23 protein-coding genes are annotated in these 24,235 nt (G+C 71.4%); 6 read left to right on the top strand and 17 right to left on the bottom strand.

Annotated elements, in window-relative coordinates:
• Positions 1-40: 40 nt before the first annotated feature.
• Positions 41-5,413, top strand: a complete 5,373-nt coding sequence (gene pulA / locus ACFYOH_RS06160; protein WP_388621679.1) for a pullulanase-type alpha-1,6-glucosidase — start codon at positions 41-43, stop codon at positions 5,411-5,413.
• Between the two features lie 32 nt (positions 5,414-5,445).
• Positions 5,446-5,808, top strand: a complete 363-nt coding sequence (locus ACFYOH_RS06155) for a 5-carboxymethyl-2-hydroxymuconate Delta-isomerase (protein WP_388621677.1) — start codon at positions 5,446-5,448, stop codon at positions 5,806-5,808.
• Between the two features lie 4 nt (positions 5,809-5,812).
• Here the strand turns inward: ACFYOH_RS06155 and ACFYOH_RS06150 are convergent, their stop codons facing one another.
• The 4 genes from ACFYOH_RS06150 to ACFYOH_RS06135 all read right to left on the bottom strand — a co-directional run bounded on the left by ACFYOH_RS06150 (position 5,813) and on the right by ACFYOH_RS06135 (position 10,435).
• Positions 5,813-6,502, bottom strand: coding sequence for a TetR/AcrR family transcriptional regulator (locus ACFYOH_RS06150; RefSeq protein ID WP_388621675.1), 690 nt, complete (start codon positions 6,500-6,502; stop codon positions 5,813-5,815).
• Positions 6,503-6,538: 36 nt separating this feature from the next.
• On the bottom strand, positions 6,539-7,561 hold the full coding sequence (locus ACFYOH_RS06145; protein WP_388621673.1) for a PDR/VanB family oxidoreductase: 1,023 nt from the start codon (positions 7,559-7,561) through the stop codon (positions 6,539-6,541).
• A complete protein-coding gene (locus ACFYOH_RS06140; RefSeq protein ID WP_388621671.1) occupies positions 7,561-8,439 on the bottom strand; it encodes a metal-dependent hydrolase in 879 nt (292 codons plus the stop codon). Before ACFYOH_RS06140 ends, ACFYOH_RS06145 begins: the two co-directional genes overlap by 1 nt.
• 79 nt (positions 8,440-8,518) lie before the next feature.
• Positions 8,519-10,435, bottom strand: a complete 1,917-nt coding sequence (locus ACFYOH_RS06135) for a hypothetical protein (protein ID WP_388621669.1) — start codon at positions 10,433-10,435, stop codon at positions 8,519-8,521.
• Between the two features lie 130 nt (positions 10,436-10,565).
• Between ACFYOH_RS06135 and ACFYOH_RS06130 the strand changes: the two genes are divergently transcribed.
• Complete coding sequence (locus tag ACFYOH_RS06130; protein ID WP_388621667.1) at positions 10,566-10,967, top strand: hypothetical protein; 402 nt, start codon at positions 10,566-10,568, stop codon at positions 10,965-10,967.
• Between the two features lie 90 nt (positions 10,968-11,057).
• Here the strand turns inward: ACFYOH_RS06130 and ACFYOH_RS06125 are convergent, their stop codons facing one another.
• The 8 genes from ACFYOH_RS06125 to ACFYOH_RS06090 form a co-directional block, all read right to left on the bottom strand.
• Positions 11,058-12,557 carry a DUF1996 domain-containing protein gene (locus ACFYOH_RS06125; protein ID WP_388621665.1) on the bottom strand — a complete coding sequence of 500 codons (1,500 nt, stop codon included), beginning with the start codon at positions 12,555-12,557 and terminating at the stop codon, positions 11,058-11,060.
• Between the two features lie 138 nt (positions 12,558-12,695).
• Positions 12,696-13,349, bottom strand: a complete 654-nt coding sequence (locus ACFYOH_RS06120; RefSeq protein ID WP_388621663.1) for a LuxR C-terminal-related transcriptional regulator — start codon at positions 13,347-13,349, stop codon at positions 12,696-12,698.
• Positions 13,334-14,593: a sensor histidine kinase gene (locus ACFYOH_RS06115; protein ID WP_388621661.1), complete on the bottom strand. Its 1,260-nt coding sequence runs from the start codon at positions 14,591-14,593 to the stop codon at positions 13,334-13,336. The genes ACFYOH_RS06120 and ACFYOH_RS06115 overlap by 16 nt, the downstream gene beginning before the upstream one ends.
• A gap of 31 nt (positions 14,594-14,624) precedes the next feature.
• Complete coding sequence (locus ACFYOH_RS06110; protein ID WP_388621660.1) at positions 14,625-15,677, bottom strand: NAD-dependent epimerase/dehydratase family protein; 1,053 nt, start codon at positions 15,675-15,677, stop codon at positions 14,625-14,627.
• Positions 15,678-15,754: 77 nt separating this feature from the next.
• The gene (locus ACFYOH_RS06105; RefSeq protein WP_388621658.1) at positions 15,755-16,324 is read right to left on the bottom strand and encodes a winged helix-turn-helix domain-containing protein; all 570 of its coding nucleotides are present in this window, start codon (positions 16,322-16,324) and stop codon (positions 15,755-15,757) included.
• A gap of 423 nt (positions 16,325-16,747) precedes the next feature.
• The gene (locus ACFYOH_RS06100) at positions 16,748-16,963 is read right to left on the bottom strand and encodes a hypothetical protein (RefSeq protein ID WP_388621656.1); all 216 of its coding nucleotides are present in this window, start codon (positions 16,961-16,963) and stop codon (positions 16,748-16,750) included.
• Positions 16,964-17,025: 62 nt separating this feature from the next.
• The gene (gene glnII, locus ACFYOH_RS06095; RefSeq protein WP_388621654.1) at positions 17,026-18,057 is read right to left on the bottom strand and encodes a glutamine synthetase; all 1,032 of its coding nucleotides are present in this window, start codon (positions 18,055-18,057) and stop codon (positions 17,026-17,028) included.
• A gap of 167 nt (positions 18,058-18,224) precedes the next feature.
• Positions 18,225-18,716 (bottom strand): MarR family transcriptional regulator, encoded by a 492-nt coding sequence (locus tag ACFYOH_RS06090; protein WP_388621652.1) that lies wholly within the window; start codon positions 18,714-18,716, stop codon positions 18,225-18,227.
• 29 nt (positions 18,717-18,745) lie between these two features.
• On the opposite strand from ACFYOH_RS06090, the gene ACFYOH_RS06085 reads away from it, so the two are divergent.
• Positions 18,746-19,666: an alpha/beta fold hydrolase gene (locus ACFYOH_RS06085; protein ID WP_388622322.1), complete on the top strand. Its 921-nt coding sequence runs from the start codon at positions 18,746-18,748 to the stop codon at positions 19,664-19,666.
• Positions 19,667-19,669: 3 nt separating this feature from the next.
• On the opposite strand, the gene ACFYOH_RS06080 is transcribed toward ACFYOH_RS06085, so the two are convergent.
• A complete protein-coding gene (locus ACFYOH_RS06080; protein ID WP_388621651.1) occupies positions 19,670-20,431 on the bottom strand; it encodes a hypothetical protein in 762 nt (253 codons plus the stop codon).
• A gap of 118 nt (positions 20,432-20,549) precedes the next feature.
• Entirely contained in the window at positions 20,550-20,918 is a 369-nt protein-coding gene (locus ACFYOH_RS06075) for an arsenate reductase family protein (RefSeq protein ID WP_388621649.1), read from the bottom strand.
• A gap of 217 nt (positions 20,919-21,135) precedes the next feature.
• Between ACFYOH_RS06075 and ACFYOH_RS06070 the strand changes: the two genes are divergently transcribed.
• Entirely contained in the window at positions 21,136-21,450 is a 315-nt protein-coding gene (locus ACFYOH_RS06070) for a hypothetical protein (RefSeq protein ID WP_388621647.1), read from the top strand.
• 54 nt (positions 21,451-21,504) lie between these two features.
• On the opposite strand, the gene ACFYOH_RS06065 is transcribed toward ACFYOH_RS06070, so the two are convergent.
• Entirely contained in the window at positions 21,505-22,251 is a 747-nt protein-coding gene (locus tag ACFYOH_RS06065; protein WP_388621646.1) for an alpha/beta hydrolase, read from the bottom strand.
• Positions 22,252-22,387: 136 nt separating this feature from the next.
• Between ACFYOH_RS06065 and ACFYOH_RS06060 the strand changes: the two genes are divergently transcribed.
• Positions 22,388-22,666, top strand: a complete 279-nt coding sequence (locus ACFYOH_RS06060) for a hypothetical protein (RefSeq protein ID WP_388621644.1) — start codon at positions 22,388-22,390, stop codon at positions 22,664-22,666.
• 20 nt (positions 22,667-22,686) lie between these two features.
• Here ACFYOH_RS06060 and ACFYOH_RS06055 read toward each other — a convergent pair whose 3' ends face one another.
• Complete coding sequence (locus ACFYOH_RS06055; protein ID WP_388621643.1) at positions 22,687-23,271, bottom strand: hypothetical protein; 585 nt, start codon at positions 23,269-23,271, stop codon at positions 22,687-22,689.
• 3 nt (positions 23,272-23,274) lie between these two features.
• Entirely contained in the window at positions 23,275-24,195 is a 921-nt protein-coding gene (htpX, locus tag ACFYOH_RS06050) for a zinc metalloprotease HtpX (protein ID WP_388621641.1), read from the bottom strand.
• Between the last annotated feature and the right edge of the window lie 40 nt (positions 24,196-24,235).

The raw sequence follows: 24,235 nt of genomic DNA, 5'->3' as shown, positions 1-24,235 counted from the left end.
AGGGATCCAAGAGAGCCGCATCCGCTAGGAGTTACCGCCTGTGATACCGAGAGCGAGACGGGCCGCGGCCGTCACCGCCGCAGCCCTCGCCGCCGCACTGATCCAGCCACTGGCCGCCCATGCGGCCACCCCGCCCGCGCCCCCCTCGGACGCGGCCCTGGCCGCCAAGCCCGCCCGGCACGACGACACCCGTGAGCAGTTCTACTTCGTCATGCCGGACCGTTTCGCCAACGGCGACACGTCCAACGACCGGGGCGGCCTGACCGGCTCCCGCCTCAGCACCGGCTACGACCCCAGCGACAAGGGCTTCTACCAGGGCGGCGACCTCAAGGGCCTGACCAGGAAGCTGGACTACATCAAGGGCCTCGGCACCACCGCCATCTGGATGGCCCCCATCTTCAAGAACCGCCCTGTGCAGGGCACCGGCGGCAACGCCTCCGCCGGCTACCACGGCTACTGGATCACCGACTTCACCCAGGTCGACCCGCACTTCGGCACCAACAAGGACCTCAAGACCCTCATCTCCAAGGCGCACGCCAAGGGCATGAAGGTCTTCTTCGACGTCATCACCAACCACACCGCCGACGTCGTGGACTACCAGGAGAAGTCCTACGACTACCTCTCCAAGGGCGCCTTCCCGTACCTCACCAAGGACGGCCGCCCCTTCGACGACGCCGACTACGCGGATGGCACCAGGAGGTTCCCGGCCGTCTCCAGCGCCTCCTTCCCGTACACCCCGAAGGTCACCAGCCGGTCCAAGGTCCCGGCCTGGCTCAACGACCCGACGATGTACCACAACCGGGGCGACTCGACGTACGCCGGCGAGTCCACCACCTACGGCGACTTCTCCGGCCTGGACGACCTGTGGACGGAGCGTCCCGAGGTCGTCCACGGCATGGAGACGATCTACGAGCGGTGGGTGAAGGACTTCGCCGTCGACGGCTTCCGGATCGACACCGTCAAGCACGTCGACATGCCGTTCTGGACCCAGTGGGCGACCGCGCTCGGCAAGTACGCCGCGGCGCACGGGCGGAGGAACTTCTTCATGTTCGGCGAGGTCTACTCCGCCGACACCTCCATCACCTCCCCGTACGTCACCCAGGGCCGCCTCGACGCCACCCTCGACTTCCCGTTCCAGGACGCGGCCCGCGCCTACGCCTCCCAGGGCGCGAGCGCCCAGAAGCTGGCGGGCGTCTTCGGCGACGACTACAAGTACACGACCGACAAGGCCAACGCGTACGAGCAGGTCACCTTCCTCGGCAACCACGACATGGGCCGCATCGGGTACTTCCTCAAGCAGGACAACCCGAAGGCCACCGACGCCGAGATCCTGAAGAAGGACGAGCTGGCCAACGAGCTGATGTTCCTCAGCCGCGGCAACCCGGTCGTCTACTACGGCGACGAGCAGGGCTTCACCGGCTCCGGCGGCGACAAGGACGCCCGCCAGACCATGTTCGCCTCCAAGGTCGCCGACTACCTCGACGACGACGAGATCGGCACCGACCGCACCCACGCCAGCGACTCGTACGACACCGGCGCGCCGCTGTACCGGCAGATCGCCGACCTCTCGAAGCTCCGCGAGGCCAACCCGGCCCTGACCGACGGGGTCCAGACCCAGCGCTACGCGGCCGACGGCGCCGGCGTCTACGCGTTCACCCGTACGGACGCGAAGACCGGGCAGGAGTACGTCGTCGCCCTCAACAACGCCGACTCGGCGCGGACGGCGACCTTCGCGACCGGCTCCGCCGGCATGGCGTACCGGGGCATCCACGGTGCCACCGACTCCGTGACGTCCGACGGCGACCGCAAGGTCACCGTCACCGTCCCGGCCGAGTCCGCCGTCGTCTACAAGGCCACCGGCACCCTCGCCAAGCCCGCCGCCGCACCGACGATCAGCCTGAAGGCGCCGGCCGCCGGAGCCACCGGCACCGTGGAGATCGGCGCCGATGTCGACGGCGGTCAGCTCAACCGGGTCGTCTTCGCCGCCCAGGTCGGAAACGCCAAGTGGCAGGTCCTGGGCTCCGCCGACCACGCCCCCTACAAGGTCACCCAGACCCTCGGCAAGGACGTGCCGGCCGGGACCGCGCTGCGCTACAAGGCCGTCGTGATCGACTCGGCCGCGCACACCGCGAGCACCACGGCGAGCAGCACCTCCGGCACCCCGCCCGCGCCCGAGGTCCCCACGGCCTCCGCCCGCGACTACGTGATCGTCCACTACAAGCGCACCGACGGCGACTACGACAACTGGGGCCTGTACGCCTGGGGCGACATCGCCGACGGCGAGGCCACCAACTGGCCCGCCAGCCACCCGTTCACCGGCCGGGACGCCTACGGCGCCTTCGCCTGGGTCAAGCTCAAGCCGGGCGCCTCCAACGTCGGCTTCCTGGTCATCGACAAGAACGGCAACAAGGACGTCTCCGCCGACCGGAGCATCGACGTCACCAGGACGGGTGAGGTCTGGGTCGAGCAGGGGAAGCCGGACGTACTGATGCAGAAGCCCGACTATCCGGCGCAGGACACGACCAAGGCGGTCATCCACTACCACCGGGCGGACGGCAACTACGACGGCTGGGGCCTGCACGTCTGGACGGGTGCCGCGAACCCCACCGACTGGTCGAACCCGCTGAAGCCGGTGAAGACTGATGCCTATGGCGCGGTCTTCGAGGTGCCGCTCACCGCGGGTGCCACCAGCCTCAGCTACATCATCCACAAGGGCGACGAGAAGGACCTGGCGGCGGACCAGTCCCTCGATCTCAAGGCCAACGGCCACGAGGTGTGGCTGTTGAACGGCCAGGAGAAATACCTGCTGCCGCAGCCGGCGGGCAGCTCGGCCGCCCTCGACCTGAGCACCTCCAAGGCGATCTGGATCGACCGGGACACGGTCGCCTGGAACGGCGCGGACGGCGCCGCCTCCACCCAGCTGCTGTACTCCCCGGACGGCTCGATCGCGGTCAAGGACGGGGCGCTGACCAGCGACGACGAGCGCTGGATCCGGCTGGAGAAGACCACGCTGACCGACGCCCAGAAGGCGAAGTTCCCGCACCTGAAGGACTACACCGCCTGGTCCGTCGACCCACGTGACCGGGACCGGGTGCGCGAGGCGCTGAAGGGCCAGCTCGTCGCCTCGCAGCGGGCCGCCAACGGTGCCGTCCTGGCCGCGACCGGCGTGCAGATCGCGGGGGCGCTGGACGACCTCCACCCCGGCGCGACCAAGGCCGCGCTCGGGCCGGTCTTCCACAACGGAAAGCCCACGCTCTCGGTGTGGGCGCCGACCGCGCAGAGCGTGTCACTGGAGCTGGACGGCTCCGACCACGCCATGCACCGCGACGACACCACCGGCGTCTGGTCCGTCACTGGCCCGGCGTCCTGGAAGGGCAAGCCCTACCGGTACGTCGTGAAGGTCTGGGCGCCCAGCGTCCGCAAGATGGTCACCAACAAGGTCACCGACCCCTACTCGGTCGCCCTCACCGCGAACTCCGAGCGCAGCCTCGTCGTCGACCTGAACGACAGGGCCCTCGCCCCGAGCGGCTGGTCGGCCCTGCACAAGCCCAAGGCCGTACCGCTGAAGGACGCGCAGATCCAGGAGCTGCACATCCGGGACTTCTCGGTCGCCGACAAGACCGTCCCGGCGACGGACCAGGGCACCTACCTGGCCTTCACCGACAAGAACAGCGACGGCTCCAGGCACCTGAGGGAGCTGGCCAGGGCGGGCACGTCGTACGTGCATCTGCTGCCCGCGTTCGACTTCGCCACGGTCCCCGAGAAGAAGGCCGACCAGGCGAGTCCCGACTGCGATCTGGCCTCCTACGCGGCCGACTCCGACCAGCAGCAGGCGTGCGTGGCGAAGACCGCCGCGAAGGACGCCTACAACTGGGGCTACGACCCGTACCACTACACGGTCCCCGAGGGCTCGTACGCCACCGACCCGGACGGCACCGCCCGTACGGTCCAGTTCCGCAGGATGGTCCAGGCGCTCAACCAGGACGGCCTGCGGGTCGTCATGGACGTCGTCTACAACCACACGGCGGCCAGCGGCCAGGCGGACACCTCCGTCCTCGACAAGATCGTGCCGGGCTACTACCAGCGGCTCCTGGCCGACGGATCGGTGGCCAACAGCACCTGCTGCGCCAACACCGCACCCGAGAACGCGATGATGGGCAAGCTGGTCGTGGACTCGATCGTCACCTGGGCCAAGGAGTACAAGGTCGACGGGTTCCGCTTCGACCTCATGGGCCACCACCCCAAGGCCAACATCCTCGCGGTCCGCAAGGCCCTCGACGCCCTGACCCTGGAGAAGGACGGCGTCGACGGCAAGAAGATCATCCTGTACGGCGAGGGCTGGAACTTCGGCGAGGTCGCGAACGACGCCCGCTTCGTGCAGGCCACGCAGGCGAACATGGCCGGCACCGGCATCGCCACCTTCTCCGACCGCGCCCGTGACGCGGTGCGCGGCGGCAGCCCCTTCGACTCCGACCCCGGCATCCAGGGCTTCGCGTCCGGGCTGTACACCGACCCCAACTCCGCCACCGCCAACGGCTCGAAGGAGGAGCAGAAGGCGCGCCTGCTGCACTACCAGGACCTGATCAAGGTCGGGCTGTCCGGAAACCTCGCGAAGTACCACTTCACGGACACCGACGGCAAGGAGGTCACGGGAGCGGAGATCGACTACAACGGCTCGCCCGCCGGCTACGCGGACGCACCCGGCGACGCCCTCGCCTATGTGGACGCGCACGACAACGAGTCCCTCTTCGACGCCCTGACCTACAAGCTCCCGAAGGGCACCTCCGCGTCCGACCGGGCCCGGATGCAGGTCCTGGCGATGGCCACGGCCGTCCTGTCGCAGGGGCCGGCCCTGTCCCAGGCGGGCACCGACCTGCTGCGCTCGAAGTCGCTGGACCGCAACTCCTTCGACAGCGGGGACTGGTTCAACGCCATCCACTGGAACTGCGCCGACGGCAACGGCTTCGGCCGCGGGCTGCCCATGGCGGCCGACAACCAGTCCAAGTGGGACTACGCCCGCCCGCTGCTGACCGGCGTGCGGGTCGGCTGCCCGCAGATCGACGGCGCCTCCGCCGCCTACCAGGACCTGCTGAGGATCCGCACGACCGAGAAGGCGTTCTCGCTCGGTACGGCCGCACAGGTGCAGGACCAGCTGTCCTTCCCGCTGTCCGGCAAGGACGAGACACCGGGTGTGATCACGATGAGGCTCGGTGACCTGGTCGTCGTCTTCAACGCCACCCCGGAGCGGCAGGAGCAGCGGATCGGCGACCTGGCCGGGACGCGGTACAAGCTGCACCCGGCGCAGGCCTCCGGCGCCGACCCGGTGGTGAAGACCTCCGCCTACGCGGCCGGGTCGGGCACGTTCAGCGTCCCGGCGCGGACGGTGGCGGTGTTCACCCGGGCGGGGAAGTAGGGTCGGGCTGACGTCGTAGAACAGGAGTGCGCATGCCGCAGATCACCATCGACTACTCGGACATCGCGGAGAACGCCTTCGACCGCGAGGGCTTCGCCCGGGCGCTGCACGAGGCGACCGTGGAGATCGCGGCGGCGAAGCCGGAGGCCTGCAAGACGCAGTTCCGGCCGAGCGCGTACACGGTGTACGGCTACGAGGACCCCGGGGCGCGCGGGCACGCCATCGTGCACGTGACGATCGGGCTCCTCGCCGGCCGCAGCGACGAGACGAAGGCGAAGCTGACGGACACGGCCCTGGAGCTGCTCCGGAAGCATGTGGCGGACGCGGGCATCGCCCTGCACGCCTCCGCCGAGGTCCGCGACCTCGACCCGTCCTACCGGAAGTTCGACCGGTGACGGTCTAGGCGCCGAGGGCGATGAGCCGGCCGACCAGCTCCGCGAAGGGGCCGTCGGCCGGCTCGTCCTTGACCATGGTCTTCAGCAGGGCCGCCATCTCCTCGTCGTAGGCGGCGCTGACGGCGGCCAGTGCGGCGAAGTCGTGCACGAGCTGGAGCTCCAGCTCGGCGCGCGGGATGCGCCGGCCGTCCAGCCAGATCAGGGCGGTCGACTCGGCGAGCGAGATCCAGGAGCGGACGACCAGCTCCAGCCGCGGGGGCGCCTCCGGGACCTGGAGGTGTGACAGGATCTGGTCGTAGGCGGCCTGCCGTACGGAGTCGATGAGCGCGTTGGTCGCCGACGAGCCGACCGCCGGGCCGCCGCGCATCAACGCCGAGAAACCTGGCCCGTGCTCGTCCACGAAGTCGAAGTAGCGGCGCATCACGCGCAGCAGCCGGGCGCCGAGCGGGCCCTCGTGCGGCTCGCCGAAGCGGCCCGCGAGATCCTCCGCAGCGCGCTTCAACGCCGCCTCGTACAGGCTGAGTTTGCCGGGGAAGTAGTGATACACGAGCGGGCGTGAGATGCCCGCGGCCGACGCTATCTCGTCGATGGAGACCTCGTCGGGCGAGCGTCGGCTGAACAGGTCGAGGGCGACGCCGATCAACTGCTGCCGCCGCTCCTCGACACCCATCCTGCGGCGAACCCCGGTACTCATGCGAACACCTTACCGATCGGATTCGGCCGCAGGTGATCACATGTCGAGCACCAAACGATCGCTGTTGGCCCGCGAGACGCAGATCAGCATCGAGTCGGCGCGCTCCGCGTCGGTCAGCAGCTCGTCCCGGTGGTCGATCTCCCCTTCCAGTACCCGCTGTTGGCAGGTCCCGCAGAAGCCCTGCTCGCACGAGTAGGCGGTGTCCGGCAGTTCGCCGCGTACGGCGGCGAGCACGGTGGAGTCGGCGGGGACGGTCAACGTCCGTCCGGTGCGCCGCAGTTCGACCTGGAACTCGGTGTTGCCGTCGGACGAGGTACGGGGCGCGAACCGTTCGAGACGGACGTCCGGGAAGCGTGCCGCGACGGCCGCCATGAGTCCCTCGGGACCGCAGCAGTAGACGGCGGCCCCCTCGCCCACCTCCAGCGCGTCGAGGTCCGGCCGCCCCTCCACGACAGTCACCCGGTCACCGCCCCGCTTCTCGACCTCCTCCAGGAACGGCATCGAGGCCCGGTCGCGCCCCGCGTAGAGCAGCCGCCAGTCGGCGTGCTCCGGCAGTGCCCGCAGCATCGGCAGCAACGGGGTGATCCCGATCCCGCCGGCGACGAAGACGTACGACTCCGCCTCGACCAGCGGAAAACGGTTCCGCGGCCCCCGCACCTCCAGTTCCATGCCCTCCGTGACCTGCTCGTGCACCTCCCGCGAGCCGCCCCGCCCGTCCGCGACCAGCAGGGTCGCGACGGTGTACGAGGAGGTGTCCTCGGGGTCCCCGCACAACGAGTACTGCCGGACAAGACCCGACGGCAGGACGAGGTCGAGATGCGCTCCGGGCTCCCAGCGGGGCAAGTGCCGCCCCTCCAGGCGGAGTTGCACGACCCCCTCGGCCACCGTCTCGCGGGAGGTCACCAGCAGCCGCAGCGCACGCGAGTGCGGCCGGCCCGAGGTGGGCTCCTCCAGCGCGGGCATCGGCCACAGCGGCGAGACCTGGATCCGGCGGCGCAGGGCCCCGCGGGCCAGCAGGGCGGCGCCCGCGACGAGCGCGACCGTACGCAGCTTCGGCATCAGGCGGCCCTCTTCTGTGCCGCCGTGGCCGCCGGGGAGGCGGTCAGATAGGCGACGGCCTGCTCGGTGTCGCCCTCCTGCGAGGGGTGGTAGTCGCGGCTCAGATAGCGGGGGATGGACCTGAGCATGTCCCCGGTCGCGGGCAGCAGGCCCAGCCTGCCCCGGACGTAGAAGTCCTTGAAGGAGGCCTTGCCGTCGATGAGGGTCGGGTCGTTCTCCATGAAGAACCGCGCCCCCCGCTGCCACAGGAACACCAGCGCCGAGAAGGCCGTCGCCCAGGTGCGAACGCGCCGGCGGTAGCCGCCGTCGACGTGCATGAACAGCTCGAAGGCGACGGAGCGGTGCTCGACCTCCTCCGCGCCGTGCCAGCGCAGCAGGTCCAGCATGGTCGGGTCGGCGCCGCGCCGGTCCAGCTCCTCGGCGTTGAGCACCCAGTTGCCGAGGAACGCGGTGTAGTGCTCGATGGCCGCGATGAGCGCGACCCGCTCCATCAGCCACCACCGGCGCGCCCTGCCCGGCGGCAGCGTCCGGTCGCCCAGCAGCTTCTCGAAGAACCAGTCGACCTGCGCGGTGTACGGCGTCGGGTCGAGCCCCTGCTCGCGCAGATGCGGCAGCACCTCGTCGTGGGCCTGGGAGTGCATGGCCTCCTGGCCGATGAACCCGATGACGTCCTCGCGGAGCCGCTCGTCGCGGATGTACGGCAGCACCTGCTTGTACACGTGCACGAACCACCGCTCACCGGCGGGCAGCAGCAGGTGCAGCACGTTGATGGTGTGCGTGGTGAAGGGATCCTCCGGCACCCAGTGCAACGGCGTGCCGTCCCAGGAGAAGGACACCTTGCGTGCCTTGAGCGGCACCCGGGCCTGCGTGTTGGACATGGCGTCAATGTACTGACGGGTAGGCGCCCTGAGAACCCCTCGGGCAAGCCTTATTTACGCCGCTGTCAGCAAAGGGCCTCTACCGCAACCCGCTGACCTCGGTCCCGTCCACCAGCGTGCCCTTCAGTGAGGCCTGAGCCCCCTTCTCGGCCCGGGCGACCAGGAACTGTCCCTGCCCGGCCGCGGTGACTCCACCGCCCGCCTGGATGGACGCCGTGTCCTTGTCGCCCGCCGCCAGCAGGTACCAGTGCCCGGCCGCGGACTTCCACAGCACCCCGGCCAGCACATGGGGATCGCGCGGCCCGCAGGCCCGCGCGTCCGTGCCCCTGGCGACCGCCGCCCCCACCGCCGCGCCCGGCGTGCGGAACTGGGCCAGCGCGGCCGTACCGTCGCCACGCCAGGTCTCGGCCCTGGTGCACACCCACCCGGCGGCCCCGCTGCCGTCGGGCAGCGGCTGGTCGGCGAACGCCCAGGCGTTGACGCTGCGCACCCCGGCGGAGCGCTCCGCCTGAAGCGAGCAGGCGAACGGCGCCCAGGCCGTCAGCCCGGCCCGGCCGGACGCCGCGCCCGCCGATCCCGGCCGCCCGGCGGTCAGCCGAGCCGGCACCAACTCGCCCAGGTCGGTGGTGAGTTCGGTGCCCGACGCGTCGGTCAGCTGGAGCACGGTCCAGGAGGTGCAGCTGCCGGGCCGCAGCGCCGGGCTGCCCAGCGGCCCGGTGATCCCGTCGGTGAGGGTCAACGGGGTCGCGGCCGCGTCCGGCTTCGTCAGGTCCCGCGAGGCCGCCTTCTTCACCCAGGGCGCGGTCAGATAGCGGACGTTGCCGTCGGAGCGGCCCAGCACCAGCGCGTTCGCCTCGGCGCCGGTCGCGCCGTCGACCCGGGCGAGGTCGAGGGCCGCGCCCTGGGTGCCGTCGACCGGCTCGGCGTAGCGGGCGATGCGCAGACCGTCGTAGAGCAGCACCAAGCGCGCGTTGTCGACCTGGCCCGCGTACAGCAGCTGGGGCGGGCCGGCCGGGCCGCCGGTCTGGGTGCCGGGGGTCGCCGAGACCCGGACCGTCGCGCCGGGGCGGGCCCATACCGCGAGGGCGCGGCGCAGCAGGGCCGTGTCGCCGGTGAGCGGTCCGCGCGCGGGCCACACCGAGAAGTCGGTGCGGGCGGCGGACTCCCAGTCGACGGGGGAGACCCGGATCAGCCGGGCGGGGTCGAGGGCGGCCTCGGCGGAGGGGTTCTCGGCGTAGACCGGCGCGGCGGCGCCGTCCGGGCCCCAGCCGTCACCCGGCAGGGCGAGCAGCGCCCCGCACACCGCGAGCGCCGCGGCGGCGGCGAGGGCGGCCTTGGTGTGCTGGCGGCGGCGCATCAGATCGGTGGGCCGGGCCTGGAGGAGACAGGGGTCGAACTCGGCGGAGGAGAGCAGCACGGGCTGCGTGGGCACGCCGTTCGCCGAGGCCAGCGCGCCGCCCGCGTCGTCCACCCCGGCCGCGGTGAGCAGCCCCCGGATCTCGGCGTCGGACAGCTTCTCCAGGCCGCGCAGCACATACGCGGCGCGGGCCGGGCCGGACAGGGCGGACAGCCGCTGGTCCAGGGCGAGTTCATCGGCGCCGCCCGAGCGCGGGAACAGCCTCAGGCCCCACACCTGGGGCAGCAGCGGCGGCAGCTGGGAGAGCCGGGGCAGGCCCTTGCGGGGCCGGGCCGCCTCCAGGGCCGTACGCAGGACGCGCTCGCGCAGGAAGGCGTACCCGGGGTCGCCCGCGCCCCCGGAGGCCTGGGCCGGGATCGCGGACCGCTGCCCCCGGCCTCTGGGCAGGGCGCGCTGGACGAGCGCGTGCGCGGTCAGCACCCGGCGGCTGCGGCCGCCGCTCGACGGCAGCACCAGGTAGGCGATCCGGACCAGCCGTGGATAGTGCTCGACGAGCGCGGCCTCGGCCTGCTCGACTTCGACCGGTCCGGAGTTCTTGGAGGTGAGTGCGTGACGCGGGGCTACATCCTGTGACTGCACGTCATGGAGAACGAGCCGGCAGTCGGTTGGTCACCACCGGATGGGTGATCCCCGGATTTGAGCGCACGGCGGCCCGGAGCCGTATCCGAAGGAGCTGAGGCATGCTTGGCCCACTGGACCGGAGGAACAGATGAAGGTGACACGACTGCTGCCGGCCGCCGTGGCCGTACTGGCGCTGGCGGGCTGCGGTTCGGGCGGGGACACCAAGGCGGTCCCGCCCACCGCGACCGGCAGCCTGGAGAGCCTGGCCGCCGAGGTGAAGTGCACACCGAACATGCAGATCGACTCCGACGAGGTCCGTCAGGCCATCTGCAAGAACCACGACGGCAGGTTCGTCTTCGCCACCTTCGCCACCGACCGCGGCCAGCGCGAGTGGATCAACGACGCGAAGGACTACGGCGGTTACTACCTCGTCGGCCGCAAGTGGGTGGCCGTCGGTGACGACGGCGTCGTCAAGGCGCTGCGCGGCACCCTCGGCGGGGACGTGGAGATGGGCACGAACCATGCGGCCCACGCCGGGCACGGCGGCTGAGACGTTCCGTCGAAGGGGGCGCGCACGGGAAAGGCCGGTGACGGGAGGGGGATCCGTCACCGGCCTCGCTCTGTGGCCCGTGTCAGGCGGTCAGGCGCAGTTCCGCCCGCTGTTGATGCAGTTGGCGATCCGGTTCGCCAGGCCACCGGTCGTGACGCTGATGAAGTCGTCGTGATCGGTGATCGCCTTGTGCAGCTCCTCCGGGAAGCCGTCGACCGCGTAGGCGTTCTTCACCGTGCCGTCCGCCTGGATGACGGGCTGCGGCACGTTGTACACCAGGCGCATCGTCAGCTGCGGGATCGCCTTGAAGCCGTTCGGGCAGACACCGCTCCCGGGATCGGCGAAGGCCACGTGCGTGCGGTGGTTGGCACTGTCGATGTTCTGGCCGTCCCAGCAGCTCTGGAAGGCGAACGAGCGCACCACCTTGCTGCCCGCCGGGCAGATCGGGTACTTGTCCGTCAGCTGAACCCTGTTCTCGAAGCCGGTGCAGCTCCAGTGCGCGTTGGCGTTGGCCGGGCCGTTGACGAAGGCCTTGGCGTCACCGGTGATGATCCGCAGGAACTGCGGCATCGCGACGACCTTGCTCGCCGGGCTGCCCACGTACTTGATCTGGGCCTGCTGGGCGACCAGGATCTTGCCGACGTTGAGGTCCTTGCCGCCGCCGTCCGCGTTGGCGTCCTTCTCCTGGGTGCCGTCCTGCTCGCGGATGACCGGCCAGTAGTACGCCGACAGGTCGTTCCGGTTCTGGCAGCTGGTGCCGCCCTGCAGGAACGTGTTGTTGCTGGCGAAGGCGTTGACCTTCTGGTTGCCGACGTAGTCGTGGACGTGGTGGGCGCCGTTGGTCACGCCGGGCGCGACGATCACGTTGTCGCTGTTGTGGTTCTGGTTCGCGTTCACACCGCAGCGCGTGGTGAACGTGCCCGTCGAGGCGTTGGGGGTCCGGTTCGGCTTGCCCTGGACGTTCGGCGCGACCTTGGTGATGTCCACGAAGTCCGCCGCGGAGGGTCCGTCACCGCCCTGACCACCGTTGTTGGCCTGCTGCTGACCGCCCTGCTGCTGGCCGCCATTGTTCTGTTGCTGGCCACCACCGTTCCCCCCGGCGGTGGTCTGGTTGGCGGTCTGCGTCGTACAGGCGGCGAGCTGCTGGATCGCGTTGTCGAAGGAACCGCCGACCCGCTGGATGTCGATCCGGATCCGGTCGATCGTCGCCGCCCGCTTCTCCTTGAGCGGACCGACGATCGCGTTCTGCACGAAGCTCGGATCCTTGGCCTGAGCGTCCCGCGTGGACGCGAGCCGGGTGTAGGCCTCGGTGATCTGCTTGTCCAGGTTGGCCAGCTCCGTCGCCACGCCCTGGCGTGCCGTGTTCGGCACGTTGGTCAGCTTCTGCTGGACGTCCGGGCAGGAGATGGTCGCGACCTGCGCCGTCGCGGCCTTCGTCTGGTTGCCTCCCCATGTCTGGTTGTTCGACTCGTGCGCAGAGGCGTAGAAGTTCGCCCAGATCAGCCCGCCCCCACCGAGCGCTAGGGCCGCCGATGCGGCTATGGCCTTGGCGGCCAGCGGCGTACGGCGTTTTCGTGTGTTGCGTCCCATGGAACTCCTCTGACTTCCTTGCGGGGCAGCATCGGGGCGCGCCCGACAGGAGTGAAGCGGCGCCCTTCCATACGGACGCCGCCCCAGAGGTGTTCACCCGTCTCACGAATTCTTCGCAGAAACAGGGGAGTTGGCTGGTCAGCGGTCCCGGTCCAGATAGGCGAGGACCGCCAGCACCCGACGGTTGTCGTCGTCCGACACCTCCAGGCCCAGCTTGGTGAAGATGTTGGAGGTGTGCTTGGCGATGGCGCGTTCGGTCACCACCAGCTGGGCCGCGATGCCCGCGTTCGACCGGCCCTGCGCCATCAGCTCCAGCACCTCCAGCTCGCGCGGGGTGAGACCCGAGAGCGGCCGGTCGCCGCCCGCCCGGCGGGACAGCAGCTGCTGGATCACCTGCGGGTCCATCGCCGTACCGCCGGCCGCGACCCGTCGTACGGCGTCCACGAACTGCTCGGCGTCGAACACCCGGTCCTTCAGCAGATACCCGATCCCGCCGTTGCCGTCCGCGAGCAGCTCGCGCGCGTACAGCTGCTCCACGTGCTGGGACAGGACCAGCACCGGCAGCCCGGGCCGCGCCTTGCGGGCCGCGAGCGCGCACTGCAGGCCCTCGTCGGTGTGCGTGGGCGGCAGCCGTACGTCCACCACGGCCACGTCCGGCTCCGACTCGGCCAGCGCCCGGGAGAGTTCGGGGCCGGACTCGACGGCGGCCGCGATCTCGAAGCCGAACGCCTCCAGCATGCGCACCAGTCCGTCGCGCAGCAGGAAGAGGTCTTCGGCTAGGACAACGCGCACGGGATCTCCATGGTCACCAGGGTGGGGCCGCCGACGGGGCTGCTGACGGCCAGGACGCCGTCGAATGTACCGAGCCGGCGTTCGACCCCGGCGAGCCCCGACCCGGCGCCGACCGCCGCGCCGCCCCTGCCGTTGTCGGTGACCGTGATCCGCAGCCGGCCCTCGGCATGGTGCACGTCGACCCAGACCCGGTCGGCGCCGGAGTGCTTGGCGGCGTTGGTGAGCACCTCGCTCACCGCGAAGTAGGCCGCCGACTCCACCGGCGCGTCCGCCCGGCCGGGCAGCTCCACGGTCACCTCGGCCGGCAGCGGCAGCCGCAGCGCCAGCGCCCGTACGGCGTCGCCGAGCCCGCGTTCGGCGAGGACCGGCGGGTGGATGCCGCGCACCAGGTCGCGGAGTTCCTCCAGGGCCTCGGCGGAGTTCTGGCGGGCCTGGGCGAGCAGCCGCTTCGCCTGGGCCGGGTCCCGCTCCACCAGCAACTCGATGGTGCCGAGGTCCATGCCCATGGCGACCAGCCGGGCCTGCGCCCCGTCGTGCAGATCGCGCTCGATGCGCCGCAGCTCGGCGGCCGAGGTGTCCACCGCGTCCCGCCGGGTCTCGGTCAACACCCGGACGCGCTCGGCGAGTTCACCGTCGGCCGGGCCGAGGACGGCCCGGGTGAGCCGGAAATGGACGGTCAGCAGGGCCGGGGTGTAGCGCCGGGCGACGCCTAGGAGGACGAGGGCGAGGACAGCCGCGCCGATGGCGCTCACCTCTCCGGTGACCGGGACGAACGCGTACCAGTAGGTGCCGCCGTGCGTGTACGGCCGCCACAGTCCGAAGGGCAGCATCAGCCCCTCGACGGGGAAGAACAGCAGCACGGCCGGGAGCAGTGCGGTGACGAAACCGGCCGTGACGTCCACCGGCAGCCAGCGCACGTCCCGCCAGGTCTGGGGGTCGCCCAGCATGGTGAAGGTGCGGGTCCACGGGTTGGTGCCGCGGGGGATCGGCCGGTACGCCGCCCGGACCCGCAGGCCGCACCACTCGCCCGCCAGCCTGCGGCGCACGTCCGCCAGCGCGCGAACGCCCGTCAGCACGGCCGGAGTCGTCACGAGTCCGACGCCGAGGGGGATGAAGGCGAGGGACAACGGGATCAGCACCAGGAACACTATGCCGAAAGGCAGCACGGTCACCGCCAGCACCAGCCCGCGCACGGCGGCCAGCAGGGCCTCTCGGCTGCGGCCGCTCTTGTCTTCGCTGCTCATGCGGCAAGTCTCGCCGACCCCGGGGTGGGGGTCACTGGCCCGAGGCCCCCTCCTGGGAGGTGGTGCCAGGTACACCCCGGCCGCCGGCCAGCACCGTCGCCTCCACCTCCGGATCGAGGCCCGGCGCCGCCCGGTCCGCTCGCACCGGTGCCGCGCCGCCGATCTCCGTGAGCCAGCGCCAGGTGTCCGCGACCGTCTGTCCGGCCGGGCGGCATTCCAGACCGGTGGCCAGGGCCCGTGACACGTCGGTGCGGTGGGCGCAGTCGTACAGCTCGGTGCCCGGCGGCGCCCACACCGGCAGCTCGGTCCACGGTTCGACCCCGGCGGCCAGGATCGCCTCCGGGTCGGTCCAGCGCAGCTCGGCGTCCGCGCCGGTGACCCGGACACACAGGTCGAGCAGCTCGCCCATGGTGCTGTGCCCCGGCGGGCCGATCAGGTCGTACGGCCCGCTCAGCGACTGTTCCACCGCTCCCAGGAGCCAGCCCGCCAGGTCACGGGCGTCGATGAACTGCACCGGCAGCTCGCGCGGCCCGGGCGCCAGCACCGGGCCACCACGGGCGATCCGGGTCAGCCACCAGGGCAGCCGGCCCACGTTCTCGTACGGTCCGAGGATCAGCCCGGCCCGCACCAGCAGCGAGTCCCGCTCGCCGAAGGCCTCGACGGCGGCCAGCTCGCCGCCCCGCTTGTCGCGGGCGTAGTCGGTCGGCCCCGCGTCGGCGGCGGCGCCCTCGACCGGCGCCCCGGCCTCGGCGGCCCCGCCCAGCGTGGGCCAGGGCCAGGCGTACACCGACCGGCTGGAGACGTACACGTACCGTCCGGCACGGCCCCGCAGCAACTGTGCCGCCGCGAGCACGGCACGCGGCTCGGCCGACCAGGTGTCGATCACGGCGTCCCAGGAGCCGGGGTCGGCGGCGAGCGTGGCGAGACCGTCCGGTGCGGTGCGGTCGCCGTGCAACGACCGCACCCCCGGCGGGGGTTGATGCCGTCCCCGGTGGAAGACGGTCACCTCCCAGCCGCGCCCCAGCGCGGCCTCGGCCACCGCCCGCCCCACGAACTCCGTACCGCCCAGCACCAGAAGTCTCATACCGGTGATCGTGCCCGCTCCGGCCGCCCGGCGGCAGGTGACTCTGCCGAGGGCAGAGCCGCTCTTCCGACCGCCGGTCAGCGGCCGGCCGGCGGAGTGTACTTGTAGCCGACCCGGCGCACCGTCTGGATCGTCTGACGGTGCTCGGCGCCCAGCTTGCGGCGCAGCCGGGCGATGTGCACGTCGACGGTGCGGCCGTCGCCGACATGGCCGTAGCCCCACACCGTGGTGACCAGCTGGTCGCGGGTGTGCACCCGGTGCGGATGGGCCACCAGGTGCGCGAGCAGCTCGAACTCCAGGTAGGTGAGGTCGAGTTCGCGGCCGTCGACGCGGGCGGTGCGCTGCACGGGGTCGATCCGCACCAGCGGCTCGGCGGCGCCCGCCCCGGCGGGCGTCTCCGGCTGGTCCGGCACCGCGACCGGCAGGAACGGCGGGTGCTGGTCGGCCGGGACCAGCACCAGGTAGCCGACCATCGGCGGCTGTCCGGGCAGGGTCGGCAGGGTGTGCTGCGGCGCGGGCAGCCAGGTGGCGCCCGGCGGCAGGAGGTCCGCGACGTCGACCACCTCGTCCCGGTCGACGGCGCGCAGCCGGTGCCGGGCGGGGGCGGTGAGGGTGGAGGCGGGGGAGAGAGAACGAGTGGTCGCCATGAGAGGTCAGCTCTTTCGCGCGAGAGGTTCGTCGATGGGAGCGGCGGCCGCGATTCGTGGTCGGGCGCGCCGGAGGACGTACGTCGTTTCGCGCTGGCCGAAGGCCGGGGGTTACGGCTTTAGAGGGCCCGCGCGTTCACCGCGCGGCAACACACCCGGTCGAAGTCGTGGTGCTGACGGGAAGGCCAGAAGGGCTCGAGGTCATGGCGACCCGTCGCGGTGTACTTCTGGAAGCTGGCCATGGGCCCATTGAAGCAGACGCGGGCGCCGGACAGGACCCCTGCGTGCAAGGTCGTCTCGGTATCCGGACAAGGGCCGTTCAGCCGACCACCGTCGCGGTCGCCGGCAGTTCCCGTACGGCGAACCCGGGAGGAGGCCGATCGCGGTGAGCGCGGGCAGGGCACCGGGCAGGGCGAAACCGCTTCAGGAGCGGTGGCCGACCAGCCATCGGGCGAACGGCTCCACCGTGTCCTCGGCCCGCCCGGCGGCCGTGCCCGCCTCCTTCAGGTGTTGCTCGATCATCGGCGGCAACGGCGCGGCGGCGGGCCCGGGCCGCCCCACGTGTGCCGCCACCGCCCGCAGCGTCCGAGCACCGAAGGCACCGGCGGCCGGGCCGAGCGCGCCGAGAAGGAGGGGCACGGAACACGGCAGGGGGGCGCCCGCCGTGACGGCGGGCGCCCCCCTGCGGGAAACCGGACGGATCAGACCTGGCCGGCCTTCTCCAGCGCGGAGCAGCAGGTGTCCACCAGCAGGCGGGTCACCACGTACGGGTCGACGTTGGCGTTCGGGCGGCGGTCCTCGATGTAGCCCTTACCGTCCTTCTCGACCTGCCACGGGATGCGCACCGAGGCACCACGGTTGGAGACGCCGTAGGAGAACTTGTCCCACGGGGCGGTCTCGTGCAGACCCGTCAGGCGCTCGTCGATGCCGGCGCCGTAGTTCTTGACGTGGTCCAGCGGCTTGGAGCCCTCGCCGAGCGACTCGCACGCGGTGATGATCGCGTCGTAGCCCTCGCGCATGGCCTTGGTGGAGAAGTTGGTGTGCGCGCCCGCGCCGTTCCAGTCGCCCTTGACCGGCTTCGGGTCCAGGGTGGCGGAGATGCCGAAGTCCTCGGCGGTGCGGTACAGCAGCCAGCGGGCCACCCACAGCTGGTCGGAGACCTCCAGCGGGGCGAGCGGGCCGACCTGGAACTCCCACTGGCCCGGCATGACCTCGGCGTTGATGCCGGAGATGCCGAGGCCGGCCTTCAGGCAGTTCTCCAGGTGGGCCTCGACGATCTCGCGGCCGAAGATCTCGTCGGCGCCGACACCGCAGTAGTAGCCGCCCTGCGGGGCCGGGAAGCCGCCCTCGGGGAAGCCCAGCGGGCGGGAGCCGTCGAAGAAGGTGTACTCCTGCTCGATGCCGAAGATCGGCTCCTGCGCGGCGAACTTCCCGGCGACCTCGGCCAGCGCGGCCCGGGTGTTGGACGGGTGCGGCTTCATGTCCGTGTCGAGGACCTCGCACAGCACCAGGATGTCGTCGCCGCCGCGGATCGGGTCCCCACAGGTGAAGACCGGCTTGAGCACGCAGTCCGAGGCGTGGCCCTCGGCCTGGTTGGTGGAGGAGCCGTCGAAGCCCCAGATCGGCAGCGCGTCGAGACCGGCCGGGGCACCCGTGATGATCTTCGTCTTGGAACGGAGCTTGGCCGTCGGCGCGGTGCCGTCGATCCAGATGTACTCAGCCTTGAAGGTCACGGGGCCACATCCTTAAGCGGTGGGTCGGGGCGCACTCGTCGTCGCGGGTGCTGCGGCGCTGCGGCACTGGGGCGCCGCTCGATCTGCCGGGCAGCCTGTCAACAGGCGATTTCCCGTCCATTGCTCTTGTGTGAACCCCGTGTTACCTGGTCGTTCTGTGTCCCGACTCACGTTGTGAGGTGCCGGTGGGCGGGGTATGGGGGGCCCTCCGCCGCGGCCTGCCGCACCCCGTCGAGGAAGTCCCGGATCGCGGCCCGCTGATGGTCGTCGTAGCCGCGCAGCAGCTCCAGCGAGCGCTCGATCAGCGGCCCGAAGTACGTCCAGCCGAGTTCCACTGCACTGTCCGTCACCTCCACGACGACCTTCCGCCGATCGCTCCGCCCGCGCGCCCGCCGTACCCGGCCCGCCCGCTCCAGCCGGTCCAGCAGCGCCGTCGTGCCGGCCGAGTTGAGCCCGAGCGTGGCCCCGAGCCGCCCGGCGGTCAGCTCCTCGCCCGCGCGCCGCGCGTCCATGAGCGCGATCAGGGCGCGTACGTCCGTGGGGTGCATGCCGTTCTGCTGGGCGAAGCGGCCGCTGTGCAGACCGAGTTCGACGGCGACGGCACGCAGCAGGTGGACGGTCTCCAGCTCGGATCGCACGGGGGCCTCCCTGACTGTCATCTCGCTCGGAGAGTATCTTGCTGAACGAGATGATAGGGGGCGGTTCCGTGGCCGGAGACACCGGATACGACAGCACGGCCTTCCGGGTTGCGTACGACAAGGTCCTGACGAAATGGCCCGCCGAGCGGGAGGCGCTGATGGTTGCCACGCCCTTCGGTGACACCCGCGTCACCTCCTGCGGGCCCCGCGAGGCGCCCCCGCTGCTCCTGCTCCCGGGCGGTGGTGGGGCCACCTCCGTCTCCTGGTACGCCCAGGTCGCGCAGCTGGCTCGGATTCGCCGGGTGCACGCGATCGATGTGATCGGCGCCCCGGGCCTGAGCGTCCCGGCCGGCGACCGCCACCCCCGTACGGTCGCCGACCTGATGCTCTGGCTGGACGCGGTCCTGGACGGCCTGGGTGCCGCCTCCGCCGACCTGGGCGGTCACTCGTACGGCGGCTGGATCGCCCTGCACTACGCCCTGCGCGCCCCCGCGCGGACACGCCGCCTGTTCCTCCTGGACCCGACCCAGTGCTTCGCCGGGTTCAAGGCGGCGTATCTGCTGCGCGCCCTGCCGATGCTGCTGCGGCCCGCGCCCCGCCGGGTCCGCGCCTTCCTGGAGTGGGAGACCGGGATGGGGGCCCCTCCCGCTCGAGCGAAGCCGAGAGTGGGGGAGCCGCTGGACCAGGACTGGCTCGCCCTGCAGGAGGCGGCCGCCGGTTTCCCGGCCGCGAAGCCGGTGACCGGCCCGCGCCCGGCGCCGGACGCGCTGCGGGCGCTGAAGACGCCGACCCTGTTGCTCGTGGCGGCGAACAGCAGGACCCATGAGGCTCGCGAGGTGGCTGCCAGGGCGGCCGCGCTGCTGCCGCACGTGGAGACGGCCGTACTGCCGGGCGTCTCGCACCACGCGCTGCCGCAGGCGGCCCCCGCCGCCCTGGCCGGCCGCCTCACCGATTTCCTGTCCGGTCCCTGAGCCTCACCCCACCTTCTCGATCCGGGCGTGGCGGATGAGGAACTTGCCGGGTTCCCTGACCTGTTCGAAGGCCGCGTTGTTGAGCAGCACGCAACTGCCGGACACCGAGGTCACCTTCACCGTCGTGGACTTGTTGTTGTCCAGGTTGGTCACCTTCAGGGTCGTACCCGCCGGGAACTGGTTGCTGGACGCGGCCGGTGCGCCGGCCTCACCGGAGAGCGTGACCGTGGAGCCGTTGCAGACCTGCTGACCGGAGGCCGCGGCGGCGCCACCACCGCTGTTCCCCGCGGCCGCGGACTGCGAGGGCTGCGCGCTCTGCTGTCCGGCACCCTGCTGTCCGGCCTGCTGACCGGCGCCCTGCTGTCCGGCGCCCTGCTGACCCGCCTGCTGTCCGGCGCCCTGCTGGCCGCTCTGCGCCTGCTGTCCGGTCTGGGAGCCCTGAGCCGACTCCCCAACCGTGCAACCGGCCGCCTTCTGCTGGACCTCGATCTGCTTGATGACCGCCTCACGGTTGGCGATCCGGGCTGCCGACTGTGCGTCCGGATGGGCCTTCTGGTCCGCGATGAACCGGTCGTTGTTGCCGTGGGCCGTGGCCAGTCCCTGGCACACCGTCGAGTTACCGGCGGACAGGGTCTTCGCGCCCTGCGCGGGCTGGGCGGCGTTGGACGTCGTGGCCAGCGCGAAGGCCCCGCCGCCCGCCACTGCCGCGGCACTGACGAGCAGCGCGATCTTCTTCTTCGTACCGAGAGTTCTCCTGCGCGACATGCGCGCCTCCTGAAGAGGTAGGGGAGCGTACGCCGCTATGTACGAGATACCGAACGGGGTTACTCAGTGGTTGCGGGAGTCGGTGAAGTGGGCTGCGTCACAGAGGAGTTGAGCGAGCTCAGGCCTTGTCGTGGGACAGGGCTTCCCGTACCGCGTCCTCGGAGCGGGCGACCAGGGCCGTTCCGTCTTCGGCGGTGATGATCGGCCGCTGGATGAGCTTGGGATGCTCGGCGAGCGCGGTGATCCACCGGCTCCTGGTGTCGGCGTCCCGCGCCCACTCCTTGAGACCCAGTTCCTTTGCTTCGGCCTCCTGGGTGCGGGTGATGTCCCATGGTTCGAGCCCCAGCCGCTCCAGTACGGCCCTGATCTCGTCCTCGCTCGGCACGTCCTCCAGATAGCGGCGGACGGTGTACTCGGCTCCCTCGGCGTCGAGCAGGCTGATGGCGCTGCGGCACTTGGAGCAGGCCGGGTTGATCCAGATTTCCATGCCGCACACGGTACTCGGCCCGCCCCTGTTCGAATTTCCGGCGTCCCGGCAGCCTCTTCCCGCTCCTCTGTCACGCGCCCCAAATCCCCGGCCTCACCTGGTCATTCGGCTGCTGTCGCGGACCTCCGACTGTCAGTGGCCGCCGGTAGACTGGAAGCAGTGTTCGAGACGGTCGCCGGAACCCCGGAGGCTGCCTGACCGCGACAGGAGGATGCCCGTGCCCGCTGCCGCCCTGAAGCCGAAGCCGTTGCCCACCCAGTCCACCGCCAAGCATCCCGTGCTGTTCGACTCGCCCTACGAGCCCGTGGTGAAGCGACCGCTGCCGGCCGGGCGGCCGCGCGAGTGGTACGTCACCCACAACCGCCGGCTGAAGGCCATGCGCCTGGCGATAGCCCTGCTCGACTCGGGCATCTACCTCCCGGCCCAGGCCCGCGACGACACGATCCGCAGCACCGCGGAGGAGATCGGCATGCGTCCGCCGTCCGACACGACCTGCCACATGGTGCGCGCGTTCATGCGCTACAGCCGCTGACCGCCCGCACCGGCGCCGGGTGCCCTTCCCTTCGGCGGGGCACCCGGCGCGCGCTCAGGCCGACACGGCCTCGACCGGCTCGCGCTCGGCCGACTCCGCCAGCAGGCGGGTCACGAACCTCCGCCGGTCCTCCGCATGGTCCTGGAACCAGAGCCCCAACCGGTGCTGGGCGTCGGGGAGTTCGAAGCGGGAGTACCGGGCCCGGGCGGACAACGCGTCCTGTACGGCCTCGGTCACGGCCGGCGGGATGACCGCGTCGCTGCCCGGGACCGCCAGCACCGCCCGGCCCTCGTACGCCCGGAACGCTTCCAGTGCCCGTGAACTCCGCCAGCCGTCCGGCGTGCGGATGATCTCGCTGAACCGGCCCTGGCCGTTCCCGAACGGCACCTCCCAGGCCTCGGGCGCGTAGACGGCCGGCGCGCACAGACCGACGGCCGCCACCCGTGGGCCGTAGTGCCGTACGAGATCGGCGACCGTCTGTCCGCTCATACTGAAGCCGACCAGGACCAGCGCGGCGTCCGCCGAGACCCGCGCGTCGATCACCGCCACCGCCTGCTCGAACCGGCGGCGCAGGCTCAGCTCCGCGAGGGATCCCGTGCTCTCGCCGTGGCCCGAGAAGTCGAACGCCAGGGCGTGGCAGCCGTTCCCGGCGAACTCCGTGAGCAGCGGCAGGAGGCGCTGTTTGCTGCCGTTGCCCGCGCCGTGCAGCAGCACCGCCGTGGCCCGGCCGGGTGGACCGGCCGTCAGGCCGCTGAGTCGTTCGCCGTCGAAGTCGCAAGTGAAATAGGAGAGTTCGTTCACGAGGTCATTCACTCACGGCGGGCCGCGCCGGGCGGAAAACGGGATGCGGTCCCCGCCACTGCCTCCCTACTCTGAACAAACGGCACGAAGCCGACACACTCCACCCCTGCCACACTCACCCCAACGGAGGTCCGTCATGCGTGGCATCGTCGCGTCCGGGACCGTCGTCCTGGTGATCCTCGGAATCGGAAACCATCTGTGGTGGCTCGCCGCCGTCGCGCTGCTGTACCTGTACGCGACGCACGGACGTGGTTCCCCCGGCACGCCACCGCCCGCCGGCGCGGGCACCCCGTCCACTCCGGAGAGCTACCGCGCCTACCGCGACCGCCGGGACCGGCTGGCGAAGTGGGAGCGCCGCTACCGCCGGGAACGGCCCTTCGAGACCCGCCGGCAGGAGCGTGAGAAGAGCAGGTGAAGGGCGTAGGGCGGCCCCGGTCACAGGCCGGGGGCGCCCCACACCGGGAACCAGCGGCTCAGGTCCTGCTCGATCCGCAGATCGCTCGCGAGCGTCGCCTTCACCTGGAGCTCCAGCGCGCCGTCCCGCCGCTCGGCGGTACCGGGCAGCGGGGCGAACGGGTAGAACGTGCCCCGCTTGTACAGGTAGACCAGCGCCAGCTTGCGGCCGCCGTCGTCCGTGAAGGCGGCCAGCGAGCACAGCAGCTGCGGGCCGAAGCCGTTGACCTCCATCGCGCTGTTCACCGCGTGCAGATCGTTGACCAGCTCCGGCAGCTGCTCGGGGCTGCGCGCGGACACCAGCCAGGAGTAGCCGTAGTCGTCCCGGCGCAGCTCCACCGGCGGACCGGAGCGGTCGGTGTCCGCGTCCAGCAGCGCCTGCACCTCCCGGTGGGTCTGCTCGAAGGCCGCGCCCTCCACCGTGGCGAAGCACACCGCGCCGGTCCCGGTCGGTGTGAAGCCGACCGCGGCCTGCAGGGTCACGGCCGCCGAGGGCAGCGCGAAGAGCTGGTCGAGATCGGGCGCGACCGGTTTCGTACGGCCCAGCAGGATGTCCAGCAGCCCCAATGCTCAGCCCGCCTTCCCGGGAGTGGTGGCCTCGCCCAGCTCCGCCGAGATCCGCCCGAGCTGCTCCAGCCGCTGCTCCAGGGTCGGGTGCGTGGAGAAGAACCGCTCGATGCCCGGCTCCTTCCCGGTGGCCGGGGTGAAGTAGAAGGCGTTGAAGGCCTGGGCGGTGCGCAGGTCCTTGGTCGGGATCCGGGCGATGTCCCCGGTGACCTTGGTGAGCGCCGAGGCCAGGGCCGACGGGCGGCCGGTGAGATGCGCCGCCGCGCGGTCGGCGGCCAGCTCGCGGTACCGCGACAGTGCCCGGATCAGCAGGAAGCTGATCGCGTACACCGCCGCGGAGACGCCCATGATCGCGGCGAACACGACGGCGGTGTTCTGGTCCCGGCGGCCCCCGCCGAAGAGCTGCGAGTAGAAGGCGAACCGCACGATCAGGCCCGCCAGCACACCGAGGAAGGACGCGACCGTGATCACGGCGACGTCCTTGTGCGCCACGTGCGACAGCTCGTGCGCCAGCACGCCCTCCAGCTCGGCCGGCTCCAGCCGCCGTAGCAGCCCCGTGGTCACGCAGACCACGGCGTGGTCGGGGTTACGGCCGGTCGCGAACGCGTTGGGCATGTCCATGTTGGACACCGCGACCACCGGTTTGGGCATGTCCGCGATCGCGCACAGCCGGTCGATCACCGCGTGCAGCTCGGGATACTCCTCGCGCTCCACGACCCGGCCGTGCATCGCGAACATGGCGATCCGGTCGGAGAACCAGAACTGTGCCACGAACATCGCCCCGACCAGCACGACGACCAGCACCCAGGACTTCAGCAGCGCGATCAGCGCGGCCACGAAGCCCACATACAACAGACCGAGCAGGAACATCGTCAGACCCATGCGCACGGTCAGCCGTCGGTCGCTCCGGAAGCGGCTCTGCATCTTGCATCACCCCGCAGTCAGGCACTCGTCCCGCTGTCCA

It is taken from the genome of Streptomyces sp. NPDC007856, from assembly GCF_042868225.1.
In the GTDB taxonomy this organism is placed as follows: Bacteria; Actinomycetota; Actinomycetes; order Streptomycetales; family Streptomycetaceae; genus Streptomyces.
Note: the sequence above shows the minus strand (reverse complement) of the source record. Positions and strands in the feature narration are given on the sequence as shown.